The organism is Methylobacterium sp. SD274 (assembly GCF_017355285.1).
Classification (GTDB): Bacteria; Pseudomonadota; Alphaproteobacteria; order Rhizobiales; family Beijerinckiaceae; genus Methylobacterium.
This window is the reverse complement of record NZ_JADIJP010000004.1, coordinates 211,441-236,954: the sequence shown is the minus strand read 5'-3', so window position 1 is coordinate 236,954 and position 25,514 is coordinate 211,441. Positions and strand designations below refer to the sequence as shown.

General features: G+C 68.1%; 24 protein-coding genes and 2 pseudogenes. 7 read left to right on the top strand and 19 right to left on the bottom strand.

Annotated elements, in window-relative coordinates; all coding sequences use genetic code 11:
- Positions 1-1,390, top strand: a 1,390-nt coding sequence (locus tag IPV08_RS06110; RefSeq protein ID WP_207411165.1) for an FAD-linked oxidase C-terminal domain-containing protein, incomplete at its 5' end; no start/stop codon positions are given.
- A 106-nt stretch (positions 1,391-1,496) separates the two neighbouring features.
- On the top strand, positions 1,497-1,784 hold the full coding sequence (locus tag IPV08_RS06105; RefSeq protein WP_026176297.1) for a hypothetical protein: 288 nt from the start codon (positions 1,497-1,499) through the stop codon (positions 1,782-1,784).
- 33 nt (positions 1,785-1,817) lie between these two features.
- On the opposite strand, the gene IPV08_RS06100 is transcribed toward IPV08_RS06105, so the two are convergent.
- From IPV08_RS06100 to IPV08_RS06080, 5 genes are all read right to left on the bottom strand, one after another.
- Positions 1,818-2,519, bottom strand: coding sequence for a hypothetical protein (locus IPV08_RS06100; RefSeq protein ID WP_207411180.1), 702 nt, complete (start codon positions 2,517-2,519; stop codon positions 1,818-1,820).
- 26 nt (positions 2,520-2,545) lie between these two features.
- Positions 2,546-3,391: a 23S rRNA (adenine(2030)-N(6))-methyltransferase RlmJ gene (rlmJ, locus tag IPV08_RS06095; RefSeq protein WP_207411164.1), complete on the bottom strand. Its 846-nt coding sequence runs from the start codon at positions 3,389-3,391 to the stop codon at positions 2,546-2,548.
- 18 nt (positions 3,392-3,409) lie between these two features.
- The gene (locus tag IPV08_RS06090) at positions 3,410-4,069 is read right to left on the bottom strand and encodes a ribonuclease T2 (protein WP_207411163.1); all 660 of its coding nucleotides are present in this window, start codon (positions 4,067-4,069) and stop codon (positions 3,410-3,412) included.
- Positions 4,066-4,533 (bottom strand): hypothetical protein, encoded by a 468-nt coding sequence (locus IPV08_RS06085; RefSeq protein WP_207411162.1) that lies wholly within the window; start codon positions 4,531-4,533, stop codon positions 4,066-4,068. Before IPV08_RS06085 ends, IPV08_RS06090 begins: the two co-directional genes overlap by 4 nt.
- 128 nt (positions 4,534-4,661) lie before the next feature.
- Entirely contained in the window at positions 4,662-5,708 is a 1,047-nt protein-coding gene (locus IPV08_RS06080; RefSeq protein ID WP_207411161.1) for an extensin family protein, read from the bottom strand.
- A gap of 189 nt (positions 5,709-5,897) precedes the next feature.
- Here IPV08_RS06080 and IPV08_RS06075 point away from each other — a divergent pair, with 189 nt between their 5' ends.
- A complete protein-coding gene (locus IPV08_RS06075; protein ID WP_210348230.1) occupies positions 5,898-6,659 on the top strand; it encodes a methyltransferase domain-containing protein in 762 nt (253 codons plus the stop codon).
- 185 nt (positions 6,660-6,844) lie between these two features.
- On the opposite strand, the pseudogene IPV08_RS24480 reads toward IPV08_RS06075, so the two are convergent.
- From IPV08_RS24480 to IPV08_RS06060, 4 genes and pseudogenes are all read right to left on the bottom strand, one after another.
- Positions 6,845-7,109: pseudogene (locus tag IPV08_RS24480) on the bottom strand (hypothetical protein).
- Positions 7,110-7,270: 161 nt separating this feature from the next.
- On the bottom strand, positions 7,271-8,503 hold the full coding sequence (locus tag IPV08_RS06070) for an adenylate/guanylate cyclase domain-containing protein (protein WP_246747817.1): 1,233 nt from the start codon (positions 8,501-8,503) through the stop codon (positions 7,271-7,273).
- Positions 8,504-8,692: 189 nt separating this feature from the next.
- Positions 8,693-9,376, bottom strand: coding sequence for a methionine biosynthesis protein MetW (gene metW, locus IPV08_RS06065; RefSeq protein ID WP_056423365.1), 684 nt, complete (start codon positions 9,374-9,376; stop codon positions 8,693-8,695).
- A gap of 5 nt (positions 9,377-9,381) precedes the next feature.
- Positions 9,382-10,590 (bottom strand): homoserine O-acetyltransferase, encoded by a 1,209-nt coding sequence (locus tag IPV08_RS06060; RefSeq protein ID WP_056423362.1) that lies wholly within the window; start codon positions 10,588-10,590, stop codon positions 9,382-9,384.
- Positions 10,591-10,891: 301 nt separating this feature from the next.
- On the opposite strand from IPV08_RS06060, the gene IPV08_RS06055 reads away from it, so the two are divergent.
- The 3 genes from IPV08_RS06055 (at position 10,892) to IPV08_RS06045 (ending at position 13,914) form a co-directional block, all read left to right on the top strand.
- Positions 10,892-11,755, top strand: coding sequence for a chorismate mutase (locus IPV08_RS06055; RefSeq protein ID WP_207411160.1), 864 nt, complete (start codon positions 10,892-10,894; stop codon positions 11,753-11,755).
- An 85-nt stretch (positions 11,756-11,840) separates the two neighbouring features.
- Entirely contained in the window at positions 11,841-12,962 is a 1,122-nt protein-coding gene (locus tag IPV08_RS06050; protein ID WP_207411159.1) for a histidinol-phosphate transaminase, read from the top strand.
- Complete coding sequence (locus IPV08_RS06045; RefSeq protein ID WP_348646081.1) at positions 12,955-13,914, top strand: prephenate/arogenate dehydrogenase family protein; 960 nt, start codon at positions 12,955-12,957, stop codon at positions 13,912-13,914. Before IPV08_RS06050 ends, IPV08_RS06045 begins: the two co-directional genes overlap by 8 nt.
- A gap of 212 nt (positions 13,915-14,126) precedes the next feature.
- Here IPV08_RS06045 and IPV08_RS06040 read toward each other — a convergent pair whose 3' ends face one another.
- The 10 genes and pseudogenes from IPV08_RS06040 to IPV08_RS05995 form a co-directional block, all read right to left on the bottom strand.
- Positions 14,127-15,224 carry a DUF2125 domain-containing protein gene (locus IPV08_RS06040; RefSeq protein WP_207411157.1) on the bottom strand — a complete coding sequence of 366 codons (1,098 nt, stop codon included), beginning with the start codon at positions 15,222-15,224 and terminating at the stop codon, positions 14,127-14,129.
- 105 nt (positions 15,225-15,329) lie between these two features.
- Positions 15,330-15,713, bottom strand: coding sequence for a hypothetical protein (locus IPV08_RS06035; RefSeq protein WP_207411156.1), 384 nt, complete (start codon positions 15,711-15,713; stop codon positions 15,330-15,332).
- A gap of 200 nt (positions 15,714-15,913) precedes the next feature.
- Entirely contained in the window at positions 15,914-16,693 is a 780-nt protein-coding gene (locus IPV08_RS06030) for a lysophospholipid acyltransferase family protein (protein ID WP_207411155.1), read from the bottom strand.
- Positions 16,694-16,765: 72 nt separating this feature from the next.
- Entirely contained in the window at positions 16,766-18,502 is a 1,737-nt protein-coding gene (gene ggt, locus IPV08_RS06025; RefSeq protein ID WP_207411154.1) for a gamma-glutamyltransferase, read from the bottom strand.
- A gap of 81 nt (positions 18,503-18,583) precedes the next feature.
- The gene (locus IPV08_RS06020; protein WP_207411153.1) at positions 18,584-19,066 is read right to left on the bottom strand and encodes a hypothetical protein; all 483 of its coding nucleotides are present in this window, start codon (positions 19,064-19,066) and stop codon (positions 18,584-18,586) included.
- Between the two features lie 9 nt (positions 19,067-19,075).
- Complete coding sequence (gene rlmN, locus IPV08_RS06015) at positions 19,076-20,362, bottom strand: 23S rRNA (adenine(2503)-C(2))-methyltransferase RlmN (protein ID WP_207411152.1); 1,287 nt, start codon at positions 20,360-20,362, stop codon at positions 19,076-19,078.
- A 94-nt stretch (positions 20,363-20,456) separates the two neighbouring features.
- Positions 20,457-20,876: a hypothetical protein gene (locus IPV08_RS06010; protein ID WP_207411151.1), complete on the bottom strand. Its 420-nt coding sequence runs from the start codon at positions 20,874-20,876 to the stop codon at positions 20,457-20,459.
- Positions 20,877-20,991: 115 nt separating this feature from the next.
- On the bottom strand, positions 20,992-21,681 hold the full coding sequence (locus IPV08_RS06005; protein ID WP_207411150.1) for a uracil-DNA glycosylase: 690 nt from the start codon (positions 21,679-21,681) through the stop codon (positions 20,992-20,994).
- A pseudogene (locus IPV08_RS06000) lies at positions 21,678-23,199 on the bottom strand (bifunctional UDP-sugar hydrolase/5'-nucleotidase). Before IPV08_RS06000 ends, IPV08_RS06005 begins: the two are co-directional and overlap by 4 nt.
- Positions 23,200-23,320: 121 nt before the next feature.
- Positions 23,321-24,274, bottom strand: coding sequence for a class I SAM-dependent methyltransferase (locus tag IPV08_RS05995; protein ID WP_056422972.1), 954 nt, complete (start codon positions 24,272-24,274; stop codon positions 23,321-23,323).
- 129 nt (positions 24,275-24,403) lie between these two features.
- Here IPV08_RS05995 and hemH point away from each other — a divergent pair, with 129 nt between their 5' ends.
- Positions 24,404-25,486 carry a ferrochelatase gene (hemH, locus tag IPV08_RS05990; protein WP_207411149.1) on the top strand — a complete coding sequence of 361 codons (1,083 nt, stop codon included), beginning with the start codon at positions 24,404-24,406 and terminating at the stop codon, positions 25,484-25,486.
- The last annotated feature ends 28 nt before the right edge of the window (positions 25,487-25,514 follow it).

The window sequence follows — 25,514 nt, the reverse complement described above, 5'->3', positions numbered from 1 at the left end:
CCGCGAAACGATCATCGCCGGCCTGCGCCCCCTCGTCGCGGCGGAGGCCCTGATCGTGACCGAGGACGAGCGCCGCGCCTTCGAGACCGATGGGCTGACGGCCTACCGCAAGATGCCACTCGCGGTGGTCCTGCCCTCGACCACGGCCGAGGTCTCCGCCGTGATGGCCTATTGCCACGCCAACGGCGTGCGGGTGGTGGCGCGCGGCGCCGGCACCTCCCTCGCTGGCGGAGCGATCGCCCAGGAAGACGCGATCATCCTCGGCGTCGCCAAGATGACCCGCGTCCTCGACGTCGATTTCGAGAACCGCGTCGCTCGGGTCGAATCGGGTCTAACCAACCTCGCCATCTCGGGGGCGGTCAGCCATGAAGGGTTCTTCTACGCGCCGGACCCGTCGAGCCAGCTCGCCTGCACCATTGCCGGCAACATCGCGATGAATTCGGGCGGCGCGCATTGCCTGAAATACGGCGTGACCACCAACAACCTCCTCGGTGTCACCCTGGTGATGAGCGACGGCACCGTGGCAGAGATCGGCGGCGCCCATCTCGACAGCGCCGGCTACGATCTCCTCGGCCTGATCTGCGGCTCGGAAGGGCAGCTCGGCATCGTCACCGAAGCGACGGTGAGGATCCTGCGCGCGGCCGAAGGCGCGCGCCCGGCCCTGGTCGGCTTCTCCTCGGTGGAGGATGCGGGCGCCTGCACCGCCGCGATCATCGCCGCCGGCATCATCCCGGTAGCCATGGAATACATGGATCGCGAGGCGATCCTCATCACCGAGGATTTCGCCCAGGCCGGCTATCCGCGTGACGCCGAAGCGATGCTGATCATCGAGGTCGAAGGATCGGACGAGGAATGCGAGGCGATGCTGTCCCGGATCGAGGCGATCGCCCGCGACTACCGGCCGACCAGCATCAGGGTCTCGAAATCCGAAGCCGAGAGCGCCGCGATCTGGAAAGGGCGCAAATCCGCCTTCGGCGCCACGGGCCGCATCTCGGACTACATCTGTATGGACGGCACGATTCCCACCGGGCAATTACCGTTGGTGCTGGAGCGCATCGGCGCGATCTGCGCCGATAAGGGGCTTCGCGTCGCCAACGTGTTCCATGCAGGCGACGGCAACCTGCATCCCCTCATCCTCTTCGACATCAACAAGCCGGGCGAGCTGCAAAAGGCGGAGGCCGCCGGAGACGAGATCCTGAAGCTCTGCGTCGAGGTCGGCGGCTGCCTCACCGGCGAGCATGGTGTCGGCATCGAGAAGCGCGAGCTCATGCGCTTCCAGTATGCGCAGGTCGATCTCGACCAGCAGATGCGGGTCCGCAACGTGTTCGACCCGAAATGGCTGATGAACCCCGCCAAGGTGTTCCCGCTGGAAGGGCGCGTCGCCGCTTGAGGCCAGTGCGCCGCGCAACGCGGTTTCTCGTCATCCCCCTGAGCCGTGCCCGGAACGCTAAGCTCCGGGCCGGTGTTTCCTCCCAGCAAAATCGTGGAGGATGATCATGCGCATCGTTGCAACGCTCTCGGCCCTGGCGCTGCTCACTGTGGCAAGCACGGGAGCGGCCGAAGCCAAAGGCTGCATCAAAGGCGCGATCATCGGTGGCCTCGCCGGGCATTACCTCGCCGAGCGCGGCGTGGTGGGCGCGGTCGCGGGCTGCATCGGCGGTCGCTATCTCGCCAATCGCCGCGCCAAGCAGCAGCGCGAGATCGAGTACGGATCGCGGGTGCAGCAGCGTGGAGCCGGCTACGCACCGAACCAGGCCTATCCGCGCCGGTCCTACAATTACTGAGATCGACAAGATCGAGGCGGTTCGGCGACGGAGCTAACCGTTTCGCCGGCCCGCCTCGGTGTGCCCGTCCATCCTCACGGCGATCCAGAGCACGTGACGGCGGCCGCCGGGATGGGCGGGATAGCGGTGCTCTTCGACATCGAAGCCGAAACGGCGGAGCCGCTTCTTGAACCGGCGGTCCGGCCCCCCGGACCAGACGGCCAGGATTCCCCCCTCCCGCAGCGCGTAATGCGCCCGTTTGAGACCCCAGCCATCGTAGAGCCGGTCGTTCTCCCGGCGCGTCAGCCCCTTGGGGCCATTGTCGACGTCGAGGAGAATGGCATCGAACTGAGCCTGTCCCGACTGGATGAGGCGGTTCACATCGGCCTCGACCAGGGTCACGCGCGGATCGTCGAGGCTCCCGGTGAAGAGATGGACAAGCGGTCCGTTCGCCCAGGCGATGACCGCCGGCATCAGTTCGGCCACGACGACTTCCGCCTTGGGGCCGAGAGCGTCGAGGGCCGCACGCAGAGTGAACCCCATGCCGAGCCCGCCGATCAAGATCTTCGGCGCCGGATTTCCCTCGAGCCGCGCGCAGGTGACCGTGGCCAGGGCCCGCTCCGAATCGCGGTGCCGGTCGTTCATCAGTTCGGCGCTGCCGACCATGATCGAGTAGGCGTCGTCATAGCGGACGAGCCGCATCGTCTCGATGCTGCCCGGAATCGCCGCGCTGGCGATGGGAATCGCGGAATCCATCGATGGGGCGACCTTCAGGGAAGAACTCAAGCTTCGACGCCGAACGCGTCGCAGCGGAAGGCCCCGTAATCTCCGCGCGCCAGCCGCTCGGCTAGAGCGGGCAGGAAAAGGGCCGCCTCGTCGGCGAGACGCCAGGGCGGATTGATGACGATGAGGCCGTTGCCATTGAGGCGGTTCGGATACGGCTCCGAGATCATTAGGTCGATACGCAGGGCGGGCCGGGAGAGCGAACGGTCCAGTTCCGCCACCATGCGGTCGATGAGGCCGACATCCTTGATCGGATACCAGCCGAGATAGATGCCCGTCGGCCATTTCGCGACGGCCTTGGCCAGAGCCGCGCCAAGCCGGTCGACCTCGCCGAGTTCTTCGTAAGGCGGGTCGATCAACACGACCCCGCGCCGCTCGGGGGGCGGGATCAGCGCGTTGAGGGCGGTCCAGCCATCGAGATGCATCACCTTGGTGCGCGGATCCTGGTTGTAGCGTTCGCGCAGGATCTCGGCATCGGCCGGGTGCAACTCGACGAAGACGCCCTGGTCGCTGGGCCGCAGGAATTCGCGGATGATCGCCGGAGAGCCGGGATAGATAGTCGCCCCGTGGCGTGCCTGGGTGGCGGCGACCGCCTCGCGATAGGGGCCGAACAGCGCCTCCACCTCTTCGGGGAAGGGGGTATCGAGACGGCCCCAGCCGTCATGCCACTCGCCTGTCCGCCCGGCCTCGTCGCCGGTCAGGTCATAGAAACCGAGGCCCGCATGGGTGTCGATGGCGCGAAAGCCCGTGGGCTTGGCCTGGAGATGATGGAGCACGCGCGTCAGCACGAGGTGCTTGAGCACGTCGGCGAAGTTGCCGGCGTGGAAGGCGTGCCTGTAATTCATGGGCGCAGGTTCCTGGCCTCACCGGCTCGCGTCGACGGCGATCTCGCCCGCACGGCAATTCTGCCGCGCCACTTCGGGGCAGGGCGTGAAGCCGCGCAGGTCCTTGGTGAAGCAGACCCGCACCTCCTGCAACTCTCCCCGGGTGCAGGTGACCGACATCATGTCCGGGCGCAGGCCCCGATTGGCCGCGACGAACTGACGGGCGATGTCGACGGGAGCGATGCGGGTATTGGAATCGGGCTTGGCGAAGGCGGCCGGGATCGTCACGGCCTGCCGCGCCTGGGCGGTAGCCTTGAAATACGACATCGGGTCGAGGCCCGAGCAGGTGCCGTGCTTGCGCCATTCGTGGCGAGCCAGTCCCTCGCTGGGAAAAACTTCACCTGCCACGTCCATGGCTTGGCGGGTGGGAGAGCGTTCCACGGAAGAGCAGTCGGACGGGTAGCCCCGCGTATATTGCGGCCATAGCCCATGGACAACGAAGCCGAGGCCGCGACCCGGCCGGCACTGGCCGTCGGCGTCACGCCGCCCGGCCGTTTCGCAATAGGTCGGCGACCAGGACAGGGCCAGCACGTAGAAATCGAACTCGCCGGGCGTGCCGCCGCGTCCGTAGCCCTGGGCCTGCGCGGTTCCGGCGAACGCCGTCAGGAAGAGTGCGGCGAGCGCCGAGGCACGTCTCACGGACGGGCTTCGCGGCAGGCCGTGGCGTAGGCATAGGCGAGGTTGCGGTCGAGGCCGTGGACGCAGAACTCGACCCCCCAGCTTGCGCCGATCAGGCCGAGACCCTCGCGCACGGAGTAATCGACCTTGCGCTTGATCCCGTCCGAGGTGGTCGCCACGGCGCTGCAGAACCGGCGGGGATAGGTGTCGAGCCCCCAGGGGCGCCACGCGGTCCGCTCGATCCGGTCATAGCCCACGATGGTGAGGCTCGAGTTCCAGAACTTCGCCTCCTTCTCGGCGAACTGGCTCGACACCTTCTCCAGCACCGAGGAATCCTGGCAGCCGGGGATGTCGCCATCGAACGGGAACTCACGCTCCTCGGCTGGGGTGATCTCCTCGCGGCCCGAGCGGGCGAAGGCAGGTTGCAGACTGCCCGCGAGGACGAGGCCGAGGGCCAGGGCGGTGACGAGAGAATTCGGGCGCATGCCGGCGTCTTTTCGCTGGAGTCCGTTCATTCCGGGACGATGGCGTCTCGTCGAGCGGTGTCAAGCGGAAGGGCCGTGGCGTCGTCGCTTTCGCTCCGGCCTGGGGCAGCCGGAACACAGTCCGGCCCTCAGTAGATCGGGTCCGAGAGGCCGGGCGCGGCGAGGGAGAGCGGTTCGGCCGAGAATCCCGGCGCGGGTTCGTCATAGGTGGGTGCCGCCGCGAGACGGGACGTCTGCGGGCGCGGCGCCGGACGGGTCACCGGTGTGGAGGCATAGGCCGAGGGCGCGCGGGCGGACGGAACGGCAGCGGACAGGGCAGGGGAGGGCGCGCGGGCGACCTGCGGGCTCGTCCGCGCCGGGTGCCGGTTCGAGGACATCGGCGAGACGCCGTAGGGATCGTCCTCCTCGATATCGACGGGGGCCTGCGGCGCGGCGGGCTGGCGCTCCACCGGGCGAGGCCGCGAGACCGGCCGAGGCACGCCATCGGCGCCGAGTTGCGGCGTGAATTTCAGCAGCGGCTGGCAGATGCGCTTGAGACCGCGCGGGTCGTGGCGGGCGAGATCCACGTGGATATGGTCGTAATGGAAGACGTTGGAGCCGGGGGCGAGCACGGTGGAGAAGCGCGCGCAGGCACCGATGAAGACCTCGCGCAGGAAGCCCTGCTCGGCCTCGGTGCCGCGCCAGCCGCCCTTCACGGTGATGACGTAGCCGTCGGCGAGCTTGAACGACATGATGTCGACGGCATTGCCGAACGAATGCTCCGAGAGCTTGGCCCCGGCCTGGTTGTTGCGTCCACGGCAGGCATAGGAGCCCGCGTTGATCTCCGCCACGGGCTGGCCGAAATACAGGTTGGCGGCGGGCTGGATCGTGTCGGCCAGCCATGCCTCGGCCTCAGCCAGGGCCGGGCAGGCCAGCGTCATCCGCTGTTTCAGGACGACCGAGCCCTTGCCGAGACGGGTAATCCGGTATGGCTGCAGCATGCCGCAGACACCCGGGCCGGCGATCTCCTTCACCGGCGTCACGAATTCGGTGGTCTCCACCAGCCGCTTGGCGTTGCAGGCCTGTTCGGTCTGGTCGCGCCAGGGCTCGCGGCTCTCGAACGGACTGCGTCCACAGCCGGTGAGACCTGCGCCAATGAGGCCGAGAACGGAAAACGCGAGTACGCTACGCCACATATCGGAACAATGGGCAGCTTTTCGTAAAGCGTTCGTCAACGATGCGGAGTGATCGCACCCCTGTGGAGGAGTGTGGATGACGAAGGAGGCTGCGTCGCAGACAGCCGCAGGCGGCAGGTATGCGGCCCCTCGACCGCGCCCTCCGGCCACGCTATCGCAGCCTGACCGATGACCCCGCCGACGGCACCGATGCGTCCCTGGAAACAGGCTGTGGCCCAGGCCTTCGACGGGGCAGATCATTACGATGCCGCCGGAATCATCCAGGCGGAGGTCGCGGGACGGCTGGCGCAACGCATCGCCGTCCTGCCCCTCGCCCCATCGCCACGCATTCTCGAGATCGGCTGCGGCACCGCCTTCCTCACGCAGGCCGTCCTCGCTCGTGTGAAGCCCGGCATGATGGTCGCCTCCGATCTGGCACCCGCCATGATCCGGCGGGGGCGTGAGCGCATGCAGCATCGGCCCGACCTGACCTTTCTCGTCATGGACGGCGAGCGGCCCTGCCTGGCGCCGGGCTTCGACCTGATCTGTTCGAGCCTGGCGGCGCAATGGTTCGAGGATCTGGAGGGCACGCTCGGCCGCCTCGCCGGTCTGCTGGCACCCGGCGGGTTCCTCGCGGTGACGACTCTGGCGTCCGGCACATTCCGCGAATGGCACGCGGCACATGACGCCGTCGGCCATCGCCCCGCGACACCGTCCTATCCGACGGCGGAGGCCCTGGCCCGACTACAATTTGATGGCTGCACGAGCAGCGTGATCCTGGAGCCGGTCGTCGAGAAGCACGCGGACGGCCGGGCCTTCCTCCGCTCGCTTCGCGCCATCGGGGCGGGAACGCCGGGCACCGTCCGTCCCCTCTCGCCCGGCGCATTGCGGACGGTCATCCGACAGTTCGAAAGGGGAGAGGCGGCGATCACCTACGAGGTCGCCACCCTGGAGATCCGGCGCGATCCCTGACATGGAAACGGCGGGGCTCTCGCCCCGCCGCACAGCGTCCCGGTCTCAGTGAACGATCCGACCTACGAGGCCAGTAAGACGCTCGCGGTGCCGACGATCGTCCAGATCAGGCCGCCCGCGAAGGCACCGATCATGGCGTAGGAAAAGCCCTTCAGAACCATGTTCGTCCCTCTCGTCTCAAACGATCAGCAGCGGTTTCCGCCAGAGGTCTGACCGTATTGCTGGACCGGGAAGTTCTGCTGGTTGGCATTGCCTTCGGCGGCCGAGCTCATCGGGCAGCCCAGATAGGCGGGCGGGCGGGCGGCTGACCTCCCTGAGGGAGCCGGTCTCGGTGACATCATAGGGCGAGAACGAGGTGTAGCGCGAGGGGCGCTCGAACGCCGTTGCAGAAGAGATCGAAGCAGCGCCAAGCACAAGAGCGGTAGCGACGGCGGCGATACGGTTCATCATGGCGTTTAATAAGTTCCTTTACAGTACAGACCAGATGTTTTGCCCGCTTCGCTCTGTATGAAACTGATATAGGAAGTCTTTTTCCTTCATGACGTGTCACGGCACACGAACCATGCGGGATTAAGTGACGAGCCTGCCGATGGCATCGGGCCGGATACGATTCAGTGCGCGACGGCGTAGAGCCGGGGCCCGGAGGCCTCGCTCACCGTCCCAGCCGAGATCCAGTTGAGACCGCTCGCCCCGGAGCCGGCAAGGAGATCGCGGAAATCTTCCGAGATGGCGATCGGGAGGTCCACGGCCTTGGCCCGCGCCTCGATGCGCGCGAGGGTGTTCATCGCCGGGCCGAGCACGGTGAATTCCGCGCGATGACCGTCGTCGAAGACGCCGACGAGGACGTCGCCGGCATGCAGCGCGATGGTGACGCGCAACGAGGGAAGGCCTTTCTCCGCGAGGCGCCGGTTGAGGGCCGCCAGCCGCAGCTGGACCGCCTCGGCACAGGTGAAGGCCGCGCGCGCCTGCGCCTGGGGAGGGCCGACGAGGAACTGCGCCAGCACGCCGTCGCCGATATATTTGTCGACGATGCCGCCGCGTTCCGTCACGGCCCGATGCGTCAGGGCGCGCATCTCCATGAGGACCTCCACCACCTGCTGGGGAGGCCGTGTCCGCGTCAGGGCCGAGAAGCCGCGGATGTCGAGGGCGAACAGGCAGGCATGACGCTCCTGGACCTCGCCCGGACCGCCGCCCTGCGCCAGATCCTCAGCGACGGCGGCCGGGACGAACCGGGTGAGAATCAGGCGCTCTCGCTCCAGCCGGAACGTCGCCGCCACCGCCCAGGTCAGCCGCCGCACACCGTCGAGGACCACGAGGCTGGCGACCATGAAGGTGAGAAGCCCCGGCACCTCTTCGTCGAGGGTGACGTGCGGCCCGAGATGGTGGCTCTCGGGCGAGAGAGAGACGAACAAGATGGCGCCGCCCCACCCCGCCGTCACCAGACCGGCGAAGAGGCAGGTGTGCCAGACGCGCATGGTGAGCGCGGTCTGCAACAGGATCAGGAAGGCCGGGATCCGGCTGACCGCGGCGGCTGCCTCCTCCGTGTCGGCGGCGCCCAGAAACATGTGCTCGACGAGGACGTAGATCGCGACGCTGGCATTGAGGAGGGTCGAGCCCCAGCCGAGCCATCCTCGGCTCGGGCCCACGGGGATGCCGGTACCCGGTGCCGTTCGCAGGCTGAGCAGCGCCAGGAGGATCGAAGCCCCGGCATAGACGGACAGGACGATCCAGTGTCCCAGACCGTGAATCGATCCGTCATAGGTCTGCGCGGTGACGAGCAGGACCAGGACGATGAGCAGTTGCAGGGCGAAGGACCAGCCGCTCGATGCCTGCTGCAAATGCATGATCGTCGGCGAACGCGACTCTTCCGCTCGAGTCCGGTCTCGATCCCCAAATCTCAATAGGATGTCTCCTCCTGCGCCATCGGCCGCCCCTCATGCCGGATGTCGTCCATGCAGGCCATCAGTGGAGATTGCCGCATGGCGGGCGCCGGCAGCCGCACCCTCGCTTCGCTGGAGGGCGTCCGGATCGCCCTATGTCGGGTCGGACGACGCTCCGTCGCCGCGCCGCAGGAGGAACACTCCCTGCGCGCCGAACAGGTTCCAGACCCACCACGGCATGGAGATCCGCATCGGCCGGCCGCGCGCGTCGAGCGCAGTGGCCTTCTCGATCTCGGCCCCCACGGTCCGGCATAGGCCGACGAAGTCGCGGATGGTGCAATGGTGGATGTTCTGGGTCTCGTACCATTCCTCCGGCATCAGCTCGGTCACCGGCATCCGGCCCCGGAAGGCCAGTTCCGAGCGGACCCGCCAATGGCCGAAATTCGGGAAGGAGATCACCACCTGCCGGCCGATCCGCAGCAGGTGTTCCAAGACGATGCGCGGGTTGCGCGTCGCCTGGATGGTCTGGGACAGGACCACCACGTCGAAGGCGTCGTCGGGATAATTGGCGAGATCGGTGTCGGCGTCGCCCTGGATCACCGGCAGGCCACGCGCGAGGCAGGCATTGACGCCCTCGCGGGAGAGCTCGATGCCGCGCCCGTCGACGCCGCGCCGGTCGCGCAGCAGCGCCAGGAGCGTGCCGTCGCCGCAGCCGATATCGAGGACGCGGGCGCTGGGCGGGACGAGGCCGAGCACGACGAGATGGTCGACGCGGGCGCCGTCGCTGCGTGGCAGCGTGTCGGTCGTGCTCCAGGGGGCGGGGGCCACGCGACTCACCGACGTCACAAGCCCCTTGCCCGGGCGGCGGCGTCGATGAAGCCCTTGGCGGCGTTGAACATCACCGGCTCGTCGAGGAGGAAGGCGTCGTGCCCCTTGTCGCTCTCGACCTCGACGAAGGCGACCGAGGCCGAGGCCGCGTTCAACGCATGTACGATGGCGCGGGAATCCGCCGTGGGAAACAGCCAGTCGGAGGTGAAGGACATCACGCAGAACCGCGTCCTGGTGTTCCGGAATGCGTTGGCGAGCACCCCGCCATGATCGGCCGCGAGATCGAAGTAATCCATGGCGCGGGTCAGGTAGAGGTAGGCGTTGGCGTCGAACCGCTCGACGAAGCTCAGGCCCTGGTGGCGCAGGTAGCTCTCGATCTGGAAATCGGCGTTGAACGAGAAGGTCGGCGCGGACCCGCCCTGGAAGCGGCGGCCGAACTTGCGGTGCAGAGCCGGCTCGGAGAGGTAGGTGATATGCGCGCCCATCCGCGCCACCCCGAGTCCCTTGGCGGGGCGCGTGCCAGCTTCGAGGTAACGTCCTTCCGCCCAGGCGGGGTCGGCCATGATCGCCTGACGGCCGACCTCGTGGAAGGCGATGTTCTGGGCCGAGTGGCGGGCGCCGGTGGCGATGGGAAGCGCTGAGAAGACCCGGTCCGGGTAGAGGGCGGCCCATTGCAGCACCTGCATGCCGCCCATGGATCCGCCGACGCAGAGGAACAGGTCGCGGATGCCGAGCCGGTCGAGGAGCATCGCCTGGCCACGCACCATGTCGCGGATCGTCACCAGCGGAAAATCGAGGCCGTAGGGCTTGCCCGTTGCGGGATCGGTGGAGGCCGGCCCCGTGGAGCCCATGCAGGAGCCGATCACGTTCGAGCAGATGACGAAGTAGCGATCGGTGTCCACGGGCTTGCCCGGTCCCACCAGCGTCTCCCACCAGCCGGGCTTTCCCGTCACCGGATGGGTATGGGCGAAATGCTGGTCCCCGGTGAGCGCATGGCAGATGAGCACCGCGTTCGACCGGTCGGCATTGAGGGTGCCGGCGGTCTGGTAGGCGATCCGGAACGGCGCGAGATCGACGCCGGCATCCATCGCCAGGGGTTCGTCGAGCCCGAACAGGGCCACAGGGCTTCGCGGGTCGCGGGAGAGCGGCGCATCCGCCGGGATGCCGTCCGGCCGGGTATTGCCGTCGTCGGGCTTTGCGAGACTATCGAGCGACATGGTCATCAGGCGTCTTCGCGCGTCATTCGCCGATTTGCTTCCGCGGAGATGCGAAGAAACAGCCGGGTGCCGCTCCATCGACGTTTCGCGAAGGTCCATTCCCATCGGTGCCCGACGAAGCCGGGTAGCGATGGGCGTAATGTGCGTATGCACGGGCGTCAACGAAAGGGGCCGCGCGCGAGAAGGTCACAACCGGTGCTCTGGTCCTCGGGCTTCGGGAAACGTAGACACGATCGGCCGTCTCCCTCATGCGGGGTCGGCAAGATCCATACCCGATCCATACCCGCCGCCGGACGCGACAGCCCGCATGCGCTTCACCACGAGACCCGCACCGCCCCTCGACAACCTCGCCGAGTTGCGCGCCGAGATCGACCGGATCGACGCGGAGATGCATGCCCTGCTGATCCAGCGCGGCTCGATCATCGACCGGCTCATCGCGGTCAAGCGCACCTCGGCCAGCGGCTCCGCCTTCCGGCCCGGCCGCGAGGCTTCGATGATGCGGCGCGTGGCCGAGCGCCATCGCGGGCTCCTCCCCCTCGACACCGTGGAGGGGATATGGCGCGTCATCATCGCCACCTTCACCTGGGTCCAGGCCCCGTTCAGCGTTCATGCCGACGTGTCCGGCGGCGACGCACCGATGCGCGACTCGGCGCGATTCCATTTCGGATTTACGGTGCCCTACCGGCCGCATCCCACCTGCGCCGCGGTGGTCGAGGCCGTGGCCGCCTCTCGCGGCGATCTCGGCATCTTCCGCCTCGACCCCGAAGGTTCCGCACCGCCGAGCCCGGAGGCGCCGTGGTGGGAGGGCCTCGTCGGTGAAGGCCGGCCCAAGGTCATCGCGCGCCTGCCCTTCATCGAGCGGCCGACCCATCCCGCCGGAACCCCGGTCTTCGTGGTGGCCAACCCCCTCGACGATCCGGCCGCGGCCCAGCGCGACTGGGTGCTCCACGCGGCCCGGCTCGAGAGCTGGACGCCCGAAAGCGCCCGCGCCGTGCAGGGCCTCTACGGCGAGGTGGTGGCGCGCGCCACGGCAGCGGACGGGCACCGCCTTCTTCTCGCCGTACCGGGCGGGGTCGGCGGTCGGCAATTACGCGAGGTTCTAGAACGGGCCGGTGCGAGCGTGGAAAGCCTCGACGAGATCGGCAGCCACGCCGCCCGGTTCCGGGTGTGACGCAGGGCAGGCGAGGGCCGGTTCTCTCGTCAAGGCGGACAAGCTGCGTTAGACGGGCAGACTGAACTCCAGCCGGCCCGCGCTCATGTCCTCCGCTCCCTCCGTGTCCCGTCCCGTCCCCCGCCCCGGCATCCTCGCCATCGAGGCCTATGTGCCCGGCAAGAGCGGCGCCCCCGGCGCGGTGAAGGTCCATAAGCTCTCCTCGAACGAGACGCCCCTCGGCCCGAGCCCGCTGGCCATCGAGGCGATGCGCGAAGAGGCGTTCCGCCTCGCCCTCTATCCGGACGGAAATTCCACACGCCTGCGCGAGGCCATCGCCTTCCGCTACGGGCTCGATCCCGCCCGCATCGTCTGCGGCGCCGGATCGGACGAACTCCTCTCCTTCCTCGCCTACGCCTATCTCTCGGAGGGCGACGAGGGGATCTTCACCGAGCACGGATTCCTGGTCTACCGCATTGCCATCCTGGCCGCCGGCGGCACGCCCGTGGTGGTGCCCGAGCGCGATCTTCACGCCGATGTCGACGCGATCCTCGCCGCCGTCACGCCGCGCACGAAGATCGTCTACCTCGCCAATCCCAACAACCCGACCGGCACCTACCTGCCCTTCGCCGAAATCCGGCGCCTGCATGCGGGCCTACCGCCGAACGTCCTCCTCGTCCTCGACGGGGCCTATGCCGAGTACGTGCGGACGAACGATTACAGCGCCGGCCTCGAACTGGTCCTCGAATCCGAAAACGTGGTGATGACCCGCACCTTTTCGAAGATCCACGGCCTCGCGGCCCTGCGGATCGGCTGGATGGTGGGCCCGGCGGGGGTGATCGATGCGGTCAACCGCATCCGCGGCCCGTTCAACCTGTCGGGCAGCGCCATCGCGGCCGGGGCGGCGGCCATCGCCGACGAGGCGCATGTAGCGGCGGCGGTCGCTCATAACGAGACGTGGCTCGCCTGGATGACCGAGGTCGTGTCCTCGCTCGGCCTCGTGGTCACCCCGAGCGTCGCGAATTTCATTCTCGTCCATTTTTCCGACGAGCCGAGTCGCAGCGCCGGCGAGGCCGACGCTTATCTGTCCGCGCGCGGAATCATCGTGCGGCGGGTGACCTCCTACGGGCTGCCCGACGCCCTGCGCGTCACCATCGGCAGCGAAGAGGCGAACCGGGCCTTCGTCACGGCACTGACCGCCTTCGTGAAGGATGGCATCCGTGCCTGAGGCGAACCCCGTCTGCGAACGCCTCGCCATCGTCGGCCTCGGCTTGATCGGCTCGTCCATCGCGCGAGGGGCACGGCAATACGGGCTGGCGCGGAGCATCGTCGCCATCGACCGCGACCCGGCCGTGATCGAGCGTGTGCGGGCCCTCGGCCTCGCCGACGAGGCGACGGGCGAGGCCGAAGCCATTGCCGGTGCCGACCTCGTCATCCTGTGCGTGCCGGTGGGGGCGGTGGGCGCCGTCGCCGAGGCGATGGCGCCGCATCTGAAACCCGGTGCCATCCTGTCCGATGTCGGTTCGGTGAAAGCCTCGGTGGTCGCCGCCGTCTCGCCCCATCTGCCGGAAAGCGTCCGTTTCGTGCCGGCCCATCCCGTGGCGGGCACCGAGTATTCCGGGCCCGATGCCGGCTTTTCGACCCTGTTCTCGGGCCGCTGGTGCATCCTCACCCCGCCAGAGGGCACCGACGAGGCCGCCACGGCGCAGGTCCAGGCCTTCTGGGAGGGGCTCGGCGCCATCGTCGAGAGCATGACGCCGGAGCATCACGACCTCGTCCTGGCCATCACCAGCCACGTGCCGCATCTCATCGCCTACAACATCGTCGGCACCGCCGCCGATCTGGAAGCCGTGACGCAATCGGAAGTCATCAAGTTCTCAGCCGGCGGGTTTCGCGACTTCACCCGCATCGCCGCCTCCGACCCGACCATGTGGCGGGACGTGTTCCTCACCAACAAGGATGCGGTGCTGGAAATGCTCGGCCGTTTCAACGAGGATCTCTCGGCCCTCGCCCGCGCCATCCGCTGGGGTGACGGGGACGCGCTGTTCGACCTGTTCACCCGTACCCGCGCCATCCGCCGGGGCATCGTCGCCCTCGGGCAGGAGACCGCGGAAGCGGATTTCGGCCGCAGCCGCACCCCGCCGGAGCCAGCGAAAGACGAACCGGTCAACGAACGGTAGGGTTCATCCGGCCGAGGCAAGCGCTACCCGTCTCTCGCCCACCACCTCATCGTGGGGCGACGAAGCGAAGCGGAGGCCTCGAAGGAGGGTTCCAGTTTGTGGCAACGGATTCTGGAAGCCTCCTTCGAGGCGGCTGTCGCCGCGCCTCAGGATGAGGTCGTGGGTGGGATGATGATCTCATCCGCAGCGGGACGAATCCGTCTACCGGCCTCTCAGTACAGCGGTGGTACCTGAACATTGGGAATCGGGAACGGGCCGAGCATCAGGCGGCCGTCGGCGAGCCGAAGGGGCGGCATAGCCTTGAGCGACGGATCTCCCGTCGCAGCAGACGCTGCGGCCGCTTCGGCGTCCTGGCGGCGACTTCCGCCACCGAGCAGCTTGCCGACCAAGCCTCCGATCAGAGCCCCCTTCTCCGCCCCGAAACGCTGGCCCATGATCTGACCGACCAGGGCCTCCACCCCGGCGGCGCGGATATCGATCTGGCCGGCCGGGCGGTGCTCGTCGTCGAGGGCGATCTTCCCCTGAGCCTGGAGGCGGCGATCTCCCTTCGCCAGGGAAAGCAGGGCGATGTCGAGGCTGCCGCCGGCCTGGCGCCAGGTTTCGAGCTCACGCGCCACCTGCCCGGTCCGGAAGGTGGTGGCCCGATTCACCGTGGCGTCGAGCGCCGCGTCGACGGGGGCGGTATTGCCGAGGAGGGGATCGAGGACCGGCACGTTCGCCTGCGTCAGCCGCAGGCTGGTATCGACGGCCCCCTCGGTGGCGAAACGGGCAGGTGTCGGCCGGGCGTGGAATTCGAGGTGCTTGGCCACCACGTCGATGGGCTGCGGCGCGGCATTTCTCACGCTGACTTTCGGTCCATCCACCGCCAGGGAGGCCCGCGTGAACCCATCCGAGGTACCGTGGAAACTCGCCTCCAACGACGTCCAGGTGGCGTCGGCGACGAGGCCGTCCTGTTCCACGTGGAACGGCCCGCTCGCCTGTAGGATGCCCTGGCGCGGCTGATAGACCTGCACCACCGCGGTCAACGGTCCGAGGGTGAATCGGCTATCGGCCCGCGAGAAGGCGAGGGAGGCGCAGCGCAGTTCGATCCGGAAGGGATAGCCGCTGATCGAGCGATCGGCGCAGGTCCAGTTGCGCCCGGCCGAAGCCTCGCGGGCGATCCAGGCATCCATCTCGGAGCCGGCCTTGCCGCGAATCCAGAACCAGCCCGCGCTCCAGAGCAGGACCACGGCGAGGAGGAGGATGTAGGGCAGGAAAAGGCCGGTCCGCGATGGCCGTTTCCTGGCCGTCAAATCCGGTGCCTGCGCCATCGTCCGCTCGCCTCGATCTCGAAGCCCCGTCGCCGTCGACAGGGGGTCCTTCGTGACAGAGCTTTGGCGGGTCTCAACGCGGCGAAAGCATGGCCGCCCGCCGATTCAGGCCGCGACGCCCATCATCTGATCCAGGGGATGGTCCACCTCAAGATCGGCCACGATCTCGCAGCGCTCGGCCTCATCCTCGGCGAGGCGGTGAACATGCATCTCGTTCGCACCGCCATGGCGCGCACGGGCGATCCAGTTACGGGTGAGCCGTTCGCGCGGGCTCGACCCCGCCGCAGTCACGGCGATGAGTTCGCCGATCCCGGCGGAATCCCGGCGCACAGCCATCACCACCGCCTCGCCCATGTCGTCGAGTTCGCGCTCGACCAATTCGTGGATGCCGACGACGTAGCGGCGCCCGGACCGTCCGCGCCAAGCGCTCAGCACCAGGGCAGGAGTTCCACGCAGGCTGGCCGCCGTCCTGAGACGTACTTCGCGCATCGGTGGGATCTCCGGATCAGAGGATGGGCGTCGGTGAAAGCCGTGTTCCGCGCCTTGCGGCACGAGAACGGAGACAGCTTTCTCGTTCGCCCTTTGTTCCAGAATAATCTTAACAATTTCCACCCGTCAAGAGTCGCGCTTTCGCTCTCCGCAGGGTGCCTCCGACGGGCTTATCCACAGCCTGTGGATAGACTGAGCGCTCACGCGGTCCTGGATTGTTCTGCGACGGCACCGGTCTCGGGCACGGCATGACCGCGTGCCGCCAGATCCGCCCGGCCGGACGCCAGGAGGGCATCGGAGGCAGCTTCGATCCGAGTCTGCATCTCCTCCAGGAACGCCGTGCGGTCCAGCCCGGGAGCGATGGGGGGGAGGAACTCGATCACCGTGGTGCCGGGGCGGCGGGTCAGCTGGCGGCGCGGCCAGTAGAGACCGCTATTGAGGGCGACGGGCAGACAGGGCACGCCCAGGGCCGCGTACAGGTGGGTGATGCCGAGCTTGTAGGCGGGGGGTGAACCCGGCGCCTTGCGGGTGCCCTCGGGGAAGATGATGAGCTGGCGTCCGTCGCGGATGGCGCGCGCCGCCGCCTCGTTCATGGCGGCCATGGCGCGTGTGCCCTTGGACCGGTCGATGGCGACCATGCCGGAGCGGGAAAGGAACCAGCCGAAGAGCGGGATCCAGAGCAGCTCGCGCTTGAGGATATAGGCGAAGTCCGGGAAGGCGGTGACGAGGGCCAGTGTCTCGAGGGCGGATTGATGCTTGGACGCTACCAGCAGCGCGCCGGGTGGGCGGTGGTGCAGCCCCCTGAACTCCACGCGCACGCCCCCGACCACGCGCAGCAGCCACAGGCTCACCTTGGCCCAGAACCGGGCGACGCGGATGCAGGCCCGCTCCGAGACGAGGGCCGGCAGGCCGCCGATCGCGATGAGGGCGGTGGCGAGATAGAAGACGATGTTGAAGGCGATGGAGCGGAGGATGTGCATCGGAAACCCGGAATGATGCCCTTCCTGTAGCGCGCGCAGTCCCGCCGCACCATCCGCCGGGCCCTAACTGCCCTATTCGCCCTCGGCCAGGGTTCCGCGCTGGCGTGTATCGGCGGTCCCGGCCACGAATCCCTTTCCCATCAACACCGAATTGGCCGAGCCCGAACTCGACCCCACCCGCACCGCGTGCCCCTTCGCCCGAAGCAGAGCGAGGGTGTCCGGCGAGAGCCCGTCTTCGGCGAACAGCACGTCCGGGCGCCATTGATGATGGATGCGCGGGGCGGTGACCGCCTCGGCGAGGTTCATGCGGAAATCGATGACGTTGACGATCACCTGCAGCACCGTGGAGATGATGCGGCTGCCGCCTGGGCTCCCGGTGACGAGGACGAGGCGTCCGTCCCTGAGCACCATGGCCGGCGTCATCGAGGAAAGCGGCCGGGCCCCGGGCGCCACGGCATTGGCCGGGCCACCCACGAGGCCGTAGGCGTTGACGCTCCCGGTCTTGGCCGAGAAATCGTCCATCTCGTTGTTGAGGAGGACGCCGGTCCCTTCCGCCACGAGCCCGAACCCGTAGGAGAAGTTCAGGGTCGTGGTGGTGGAGACAGCGTTCCCGGCGCGGTCCACCACCGAGTAATGGGTAGTCTGGTCGGATTCGTAGGGCAGCGGGTCGCCCGCCTTCACCGCGTCGGCCGGGCGGGCGCGAGCGGGGTCGATGGCGGCGCGCAGGGTCTCGGCATAGGCCTTGGCGGTGAGGCCCCGCACCGGCACCTCCGAACGAGACGGGTCGCCGAGCCAGGTGGCCCGGTCGGCATAGGCCGGCTTCATCGCCTCGGCGAGGGTGTGGAGGGCCTGGGCGCTGCCCGCGCCCATTGAGGCCAGGTCGAACCCTTCGAGGATGTTCAAAATCTCGATGAGATGAACGCCGCCGGAACTCGGTGGCGGCATCGAGACGATCTCGTAGCCGCGATAGCTGCCCTTCACCGGCTGGCGGATCACGGGCCGGTAGGCGGCAAGGTCGCCCGGCGTCATCACCCCGCCGACATCTCTCGCCGCCGCCGCGATCCGCTCCGCGATCGGGCCGGTATGGAACGCATCGGGCCCCTGTTCGGCGATGGCCGTGAGGGTCCCGGCGAGATCGGGCTGGACCAGGGTCTCGCCCCGCTGGAGCGGTCGGCCGTCTCGGAAGAACACGGCTCGGCTCGAAGGCCACCTTCCGAGGCGGTCGGCGGCGCGGGACAACGAATCGGCGAGCCCGCCCTCCACGGGAATCCCGTCCCTGGCCAGGGCACGGGCGGGAGCGACGAGATCGGCGAGGGTGAAGCGTCCCGACCCGTGGAGGCGGTGCGCCTCGGCCAATCCGCGCACGGAACCCGGGACACCGACGGCCTTGCCCGTGCGAATGGATGCGCCGCGATCGGGCTGCCCGTCGGGCGCGAGGAACATGTCCGCCGTCGCCGCGGCGGGTGCCGTCTCGCGAAAATCGATGGCCACGGTCTCGCCGGTGGCGGCGAGGCGAACGAGCATGAACCCGCCGCCTCCGAGATTGCCCGCCTGCGGCAGCGTCACCGCGAGGGCGAAGCCCACCGCCACGGCGGCATCCACGGCGTTGCCCCCGCCTTTGAGGATCGCGACACCGACGCGGGTCGCAAGGGCATCCTGCGAGGACACCATGCCGTGTGTCCCGAGAACGGGGAGGATGCGGGCATCGTCGGAAGGGATCGGGGGCAGTTCCGGGACCGCTTGCGCGAGGGCTGGTCCTGACAGGAGCGTGAGAAGCGCCAAGGCGAGGCTGAAGCGATGTCCGGTCATGCCCAATCCGTCATGCGAGGCTCTCCCAAGGCATCCTGCGCCGATGCCCGTCGCAGCCAACGCAGCGGCAGCGGTGCCCGTTCAGGCTCCCACAGGCCGGTCGCGTATGGCGATCCAGCCATAGACCAGCCCGGCGGCCGCTCCGGCAAGGAAAAGCAGGGCCGTGACCCGTCCCTCAACGGCGAGGTTGTGGGCGGCGAGGGAGGCGGGCGCGCCCCGCATCAGCCACGGCACGAGGGCGGTGGCGAGCCCCGTGCCGACGGCATAGGCCGGAGCACTATGCAGGTTCATCGCCTCGCCGATGAGCGCCATGGCGAGGGGCGGCAGCACCAGCAGGACGAACCCGGCGCGGGCGATACCGGCGGCCAGGAGGAGGAGTGCGTCGGGTCCGATCCCGGAGGCGAGGTCGGTCATCCCCTGCAGGAAGCCGAACAGGCCGAGCCGGGTCAGCGCCTCGCTGGAGACCGGATCGAACAGGATGGCGACGACGAGCACCAGGGCCCCGCAGGGAATGGCCAGACACAGGGCGAGAGACGCCCAGATCAGGCGGCCGACGAACCGCATGGGACGCGCTCAGCCTTCGTCGTCATCGGCCCCGGCATAGACGCCCTCGGCGCCGATCCCGTCTTCCAGCATCATCCGGGCGCGAGCGCGCAGCTTCTCGGTCTCGCTCTTGAGCTGGCCGCAGGCGGCGAGGATGTCTCGGCCGCGCGGCGTCCGCACCGGCGACGCGTAGCCGGCTTCATAGACGATTTCGGAGAATTGCTCGATCCGCTCCCAATCGGAGCATTCGTAGATGCTGCCGGGCCAGGGATTGAACGGGATCAGGTTGATCTTGGCCGGGATGCCCTTGAGCAGCCGCACCAGTTCGCGCGCATCCGCATCGGAATCGTTGACGCCCTTGAGCATCACGTATTCGAAGGTGATGCGGCGGGCATTGTTGAGGCCGGGATAATTGCGGCAGGCCGCAAGCAGTTCGGCCAGGGGGTACTTGCGGTTCAGCGGCACCAACGTGTCGCGCAGGTCGTCCCGCACCGCGTGGAGCGAGATCGCCAGCATGGCATGCGCCTCGACTCCGAGCCGCTGCATCTGCGGGACCACGCCAGAGGTGGAGACGGTGATACGCCGACGGGAAAGGCCGAGGCCTTCCTGGTCCGACATGACACCCACGGAATCGATGACGTTGTCGATGTTGTAGAGGGGCTCGCCCATGCCCATGAAGACGATGTTGGTGACGGCGCGGCGGGTCTCGTCCTCGCCAGCGGCCACCGGGTTCTGGCCGACCCAGTCGTTCAACCGGTCGCGGGCCACCACCACCTGGGCGGTGATCTCAGCGGCGGTCAGGTTGCGCACCAGACGCTGCGTGCCGGTGTGACAGAAGCTGCAGGTGAGGGTGCAACCGACCTGGGACGAGACGCAGAGCGTGCCACGACCCCGGCCGGGAATGTAGACGCACTCGATCTCGGCGCCGCGATTGTGGTCGTGCTTGCCGGTGGGCGCCATGCGCAGCAGCCACTTGCGGGTGCCGTCGCGGGAAATCTGCTCGGTGACGACCTCGGGCCGCTCCAACGTGTAGGCCCGCGCCAGATCGGCCTTGAGCCCCTTGCCGACATTGGTCATCTGGTCGAAATCGGTGGCGCCGCGCGCGTTGAGCCAGTGCCAGAGCTGGCCCGAGCGCATGCGCTGCTCGCGCTCCGACACGCCGATGGCGGCAAGGCGACCCTTCAATTCCTCGCGGGTGAGGCCGATGAGGGACGAGCGGCCCGGCGGAACGGCGTCCGGCTGGAACTCGGGAAGCTTCTCGATTGCGGCCACGACGTTGACGTCGCGACCGGCGGTGTCGAACGACGCCGTCGCCATGGATCTCTAACCTTCGGACTTGGAACGAATCCGATATAGGCGATCCCGCACCGGAACGCGAATGCGTCCCGATGCGTGCACGGAATAGCGGGGCCTACTGAGCCGGTTTGGGCTCGGCCGGAGGCTTCGCTTCGGCGGGTGGGGTGGCTGTGCCCATGGGAAGCAGCACGTTCTTCACGACATTGCCCTCGGGGCCGTATTCGCCGGCGACCGCCAGGCAGGCCTGCTCCCGGTTCAGCTGCATCTGATTCGACATCAGCGCGAAGATCGTCTGGACCTTGTTGCCGAAAGGTCCACGCGGGCCGACATCGGCGGCGCTGACATTCTGCTTCTGGAGCAAAGCATCGAATTGTTCGACGCCAATCTGGTAGCCGCAGACATTGGCGGCGGCGAAGATGTAAGCGGCGAATTCCAGGGCACGGGGCGGAGGCGCGTTGCGGATCTGGGCCTGCGCAAGGGTCGGTGCGAGCAGGCCGGCCGCAAAGCACAGGGTGAGAACGGGTTTCAGGCGCATGGACGGCGTTTCCTCGGAAGCGTTCTTGGGGCGGCGCGGATTCTTACGTTCCGCTTATGCTGCCCGTCCGAGATAGACCGCCGGGCCGTCCTGTCAAAGCGACCGTTTCACCGCGTCAAGCGAGCGACCAATCGATGGGGGAAAGGCCCCGGCTCGCCAGCCAGGCATTGGCCTCGTCGAAGGACCGCGTGCCCGAAAAATCCCGCAGGCGGTTGAGGGGAGAGGGATGCCCGGTCTCGATCACCCCGCATCGTTCGCGGTCGATGAGGGCCGCCCGCGCGCGGGCCTGTGCGCCCCAGAGCAGGAAGATCGCGGGGGTCGGGCGGGCAGAGACCGCCGTCACGGCCTCATCGGTGAGGGCGGACCAGCCATAGCGCAGATGTGCGCCGGACTTGCCGGCCTCCACGGTGAGGGCCGAGTTCAGGAGCAGCACGCCCCGTCTCGCCCAGGGCGTGAGATCGCCGCTCGCCGGCGCGCCCGGCAATTCGGCGAGGATCACCTTGAGAGAGGCCGGAAGCCGGCGGGGACCGACATAGGAGAAGGCGAGGCCGTTGGCATCGCCCGGCGTCGGATAGGGGTCCTGCCCGAGGATCACGGCCTTCACCGTCTCCAGCGGCGTCAGCGTGAGGGCACAGAAGACCGCATCGGGGGAAGGCAGGACCGTCGCCCCCTCGGCGATCCGGCGATCGACCCGCGCGCAGACGGCATCCGCCGCTCCACCGGAAAAGAACGGCAGCGTCAGCCAGGACGAGCCCGAGGCGCGGAACTCGTGGAGGGCCAGGCTCAGCGGGCCGTGCGCCGTCACCGGATCACGATCCGGCCGTCCTCGGGAACGGAGAGGGGAGCATGCCGGGCGATATAGGCCATGACTTCGTTGGCCACGAGCTTGCCGTCCGTGGCGCCGATCAGGGTGCGCCCATCCGCGAGGAGGCCGTAGCCGTTGCCGCCATCGTAGAGGAAGTTGTTGGAGGCCACCGTATAGGTCCGCGTCTCGTCGAGGGGCTGTCCGTCCACGAGGATGGACTGAATCCGGTGTCCCGCATTCGCCCCCGGATCCACCGTGACGACGAGACCCGAGACCTGCGGGAAACGACCCGCCGGGCGGCCGAGATCGGCAAGGGCCGATTCCAGCAGGGTCCGCACCTGTGCGCCCGTCAGCGAGACCAGAACCGTGGTGTTGCCGAAGGGAAGCTCGGTGAGGATGTCGCGCCGGGTCAGCACGGTACCGGCCGGATAGAGCCGGTTGCCGCGAATGCCGCCGCCATTGGTGAGGGCGATCTCCGCCCCCGTCGCCGCCCGGAGCGCATCGCCGACGAGGTTGCCGAAGCTGCCTTCGCGGAGGCGCACGGTCGAGATGCGGCTGTCGAGGGGCGTGCTGATCGTCCCCACCGGCACATCGAGTTCCTTCGCCAGCCGGGCCTCGAGCCGCTGTGTCAGGGCGAGGGTCTCGGGGTCCGGCGTGATGTCGGCGGTGTCGTGGATGCGGAAGGTCGGGTGCCAGGACAGGGTCCGGGCCTTGCCCGCTCCTTTCACCGTCACGGCGACGTCGATGGCGGTGACGTAGCGCGCGTCGAAGCTCGATTCCGCCAGCAGGCTGCGCCCGTCATACTGCACGATGAGGTCGTGGTCGTGGCCAGAGAGCAGAATGTCGACGATCCGTGCCGCCACGATCGCCTCGTCGGTGATCCGCGCCGTATGGCAGATGCCCACGATGAGCTCGGCCCCTTCGTCGCGAAGGGCCTGGGCCGCCGCACGCAACGTCTCGATCTCGGGACCGAAGACGAGGTCGCCGGATTGCGATTTCTCCGGCGTGCTGGCGAGGGCGATGCCGACGATGCCGACCCGGATCCCGCCGAGCGTCACGATCATCCGGTCGCGGATCCCCTTGAGCGGCTTGCCGTCCGCACCGCGCAGATTGGCCGCGAAGACCGGAAAGGCCGCCTCGCCCATGCGCTGGGCGAAGGTCGTGGGACCGAAATCGAATTCGTGGTTGCCCGGAACGAAGACATCCGGCGGCGCGATGTTCAGGAGTTCGACGATATGCGCGCCGCGGTCGAACCCCGACATCAGCGAGGGGGGACAGGGTGTCGCCGGCATGGGCGTAGAGCATCGGCACGCCGCGCGCCCGCTCGGCTTTCACCACAGCGTTGAGGCGGGCGAAACCGCCACGGCCCTCGACCTCGGACATCAGGTAGATGTCGTTGACGAGGAGGAGCGTGAAGGTCGGTTCGATCGCCCCGGCACGGGCGGGCGCGGCCAAGCCTGCCGCGAGCCCCGCCCCGAGACCGAGGCTCAGGGTCTGACGACGGGTAGGACGTGGCATCGCGACAGGTCTCCGAGGGGCCGGGCGGTGGAGTTTCCACCCGAAATCCAGTGTGGACGCGATCGATGAAGCCGATGCAACAACGGGGCACTGGTTCCGGCATCAGGCCGGAACGCCGAACTCAGCGAGAGGCGAAACCGTCGCGCACCGCCTTGGCGTTGCGGCGGATCATTGGCCAGATCCAGGCGCCTGACACCAGATAGGCGGCGGCCGGCATCGGCTTCAGATCGACGGCCAGGCGCTGGGCGAGGCCGGGATTGGCGAGTTCGCCCACCGGGGCGTCGGTCTTCACGTAGACGACCGTCGTGTCCTCGCGCCAATATTCGGGATGGGGGACGAGGCCGGCCCGACGGGCGAGAAGGTCGAAGGTCTCCCGGACGTAGCCGTGGACATGGGCGAAGTGGAAACGCTCGTGCGGTGGCTTGCCGGTGGCGGCCATGTTCGGCACGGCGGCATAGAGCACCCCGTCGGGCTTCAGCCAGCGCGACAGGCGCTCCATCACCACGGCCGGATCGCGCAGGTGCTCGAGCACGTGATGCGTCGAGATCACGTCGAAATGCCCGGGCGGAAAACGCTCGTCGCTGGCATCGTCGAGAACCTCGACCTTGTGGTGCTGGCGGGCATAGGCGGCGTAGTCCCGGCCGGGCTCGATGCCGACCGCCTCGCAGCCCCGGGCGCGGACGGCGGCCAGGAACTCGCCCGAACCCGAACCGAAATCGAGCACCCGGGCACCGGGCTTCAGCTTCGGCGCCAGCAGGTCGGCGCGGAAGGTCGCCTCGCGGGCCGAGCGGTTGAGGTGGTGGCGCGGCGGCCCGCCGGCGAAAGCAAGCTGATAATCCGCCCGGTAGGCATGGGCGTAGTAATGCGCCAATTCGTCCGGCGTCGGCATCGGGTCGGTGCGAATCAGCCCGCATTGCGCGCAGGCGATGGATTTCAGGGTCTTCAGCCGCCGGTCGGTCTCCGCCACCGTCACGGTCTCGCCCGATCCGCACAGATTGCAGACCGTCGGCGCCCCCTTATAGGGGTAGCCGGTGAACGGCATGAAGTGGTTGAAGAAGTACCGGGGAGACGGCATGTCGCGCCTTCATTGACGAGATGGTCGCTGGCAGGTCTCGTGCTCTAGATAGATATGCCGTCTGGTACAACTGTGCCGGAATGGCGTCATTCAGATAACCGCGCCTCACGTCGGCGCTTCGGAAACCCGATGAACGAACGCGTCGAACCGACGTCCCTCAAGGACCTCAAGCCGTTGCAGACCAGCTCCTCCGCGACCGCCAGCCTGCCCTCCGACCATCCGCCCGTGCGCTGGGGCCGGGTCGGCGTGCTTCTGATGAATCTCGGCACGCCGGAGGGCACGAGCTACTGGCCCATGCGCCGCTATCTCAAGGAGTTCCTGTCCGACCGGCGCGTCATCGAGGTGCCGCGGCTGATCTGGTGGCCCATCCTGAACCTCATCATCCTCACGAAGCGTCCCGGCCCGAAGGGGCGCGATTATGCCAGCGTGTGGAACAACGAGCGCAACGAGGGTCCGCTCAAGACCATCACCCGCGGGCAGTCCGAGCGGCTGCAGGCAGCGATGGGCGATTCCGTCGTGGTCGACTGGGCGATGCGCTACGGCAAGCCGGAAGTGTCCCTGCGCATCCAGGCGCTCCTCGACCAGGGCTGCGACCGCATCCTGCTGGTACCGCTCTACCCGCAATATGCCGCCGCCACCTCGGCTACCGCCTGCGACCAGGCCTTCAAGGCGCTGATGCAGATGCGCTGGCAGCCGACCGTCAGGGTCTCGGCGCCGTATCACGACGACCCCGTCTATATCGAGGCCATGGCCACCTCGATCCGCGAGGGATTGGCCAAGCTCGATTTCGAGCCGGAGGTGATCCTCACCTCGTTCCACGGGGTGCCGAAATCCTACCTTCTCAAGGGCGATCCCTACCATTGCCAATGCGTGAAGACCGGGCGGCTGATCCGCGAGGCCCTGGGCTTCTCGACGGAACGGATGCGCACGACCTTCCAGTCGCGCTTCGGCAACGAGGAATGGCTCAAGCCCTATACCGACGAGACCGTGCAGACCCTCGCCAAATCCGGTGTGAAGCGCATGGCCATCGTGGCGCCGGGCTTCACCGCCGACTGCCTCGAGACCCTGGAGGAGCTCGACGGTGAGAACCGCCATTATTTCGAGGAGAATGGCGGCGAGCGCTTCGCCTACATCCCCTGTCTCAACGACAGCGACCTCGGGATGAAGGTGATCGAGAACGTGGTCCGCCGCGAATTGCAGGGCTGGATCTGAGACGCCGATACCGCCCGCATGGGAGGTC